The organism is Arachidicoccus sp., assembly GCF_050436765.1.
Lineage (GTDB): Bacteria > Bacteroidota > Bacteroidia > Chitinophagales > Chitinophagaceae > Arachidicoccus.
The window spans coordinates 1-1,122 of the sequence record NZ_JBNQGD010000159.1; the positions used below are offsets into that span (position 1 = coordinate 1).

Annotated in this window: 3 protein-coding genes; all 3 read right to left on the minus strand. The window is 38.3% G+C overall.

Translation table 11 applies throughout. From position 1 onward, the window contains the following. Positions 1 to 167: 167 nt before the first annotated feature. Entirely contained in the window at positions 168 to 326 is a 159-nt protein-coding gene (locus ACQR30_RS06985; protein WP_429733228.1) for a hypothetical protein, read from the minus strand. Positions 327 to 572: 246 nt separating this feature from the next. After that, positions 573 to 866 (minus strand): C1 family peptidase, encoded by a 294-nt coding sequence (locus ACQR30_RS06990; RefSeq protein WP_429733233.1) that lies wholly within the window; start codon positions 864 to 866, stop codon positions 573 to 575. A gap of 8 nt (positions 867 to 874) precedes the next feature. Then, positions 875 to 1,122: C1 family peptidase (locus ACQR30_RS06995; RefSeq protein ID WP_429733230.1), on the minus strand; the 248-nt coding region annotated here is incomplete at its 5' end.

Sequence of the window (1,122 nt, forward strand, 5' to 3'; positions counted from 1 at the left end):
TTGATTTTTGAAAGTGCGATTTTTTTATTTTTCCCTGAATCAGGGTCAAGGAAGGGGTTTTTCGGTATGGGGAACTCGAATCCGAAAGAATTTTTTGACTTTGACCACCGGAAGGTTCCCTTACGAGGGGATTAACACGAAAAAGGCCTTTTCTTTGTTTTGCAATTTTAGCCATATTTTTGTGTTATGTCCATAAAATAGGCTACTCTAACGACAGTATTCATCTGCTTATTCTTATGAAATCTTTCAATGCAAGTTTTGTGATGATGTTTATCTGTAATGATCTCAATAACAGGATTTTCTGATGGGAATTTCGAAACTTTCATTATACCCATAAGTATTATTGATAGTAGGTCATATACAAACTGGCCGAGTACTACAGGAGTAGCATGTGCAAAGTTTATTTTACAAATATTTATATTTTACTCATTTTTTATTGAATAAACACGGAACTGGAAAAATGATAACAAAGCGGCATAAAATAAGAAAGCAATAGATGGCAAAAGAATTGTGATACAAGAAAAGTGGTACGAAAAAAGACAATTTGATACAATATATGAATCCAAAAAATTTTATGCTTTTGCAGACAACATACCATCTCCCATACTGCACGGACTATTGCCATTTCGGATCATATTGAAGTAGCCACCATTTCCGCCCCAGTCCTCTCCCCATGAGTTTTTAATAGTCCAATAGGGAACCCCATTCTCATCGGTTCCATATCCGACTACAGTGACAGCATGCCCAACATGTGTATCAATGGCGGTTTGACAGTCGGCAGCGGATGGATCCCAAGTGCCGCCTTGGTAATTTGAAACGAACGAGGCAGGTGTCCAAATAGCTAAATAATAAATTTTGGTCGTGATATAAAAAACTAACCGTAAACAAGAGGACCATTATTATACAAAGCAGTTGTTAATTGTGATTCATCAGCTCCTTCATCTGTCCAGCTAGAAATAAACACAGCCCCATTGCTTTGAGCTTGGCAACTTCCTGCTTGTCCACTGCCGGAAACATATGGATAGTCAGACAAAGTTGCAACTCCATTCTTTCGAATACTCTCCAATGCACACGATGGACATCCTGGGGCGCACCCATAATCACCATCAGTTCTGCAATCTA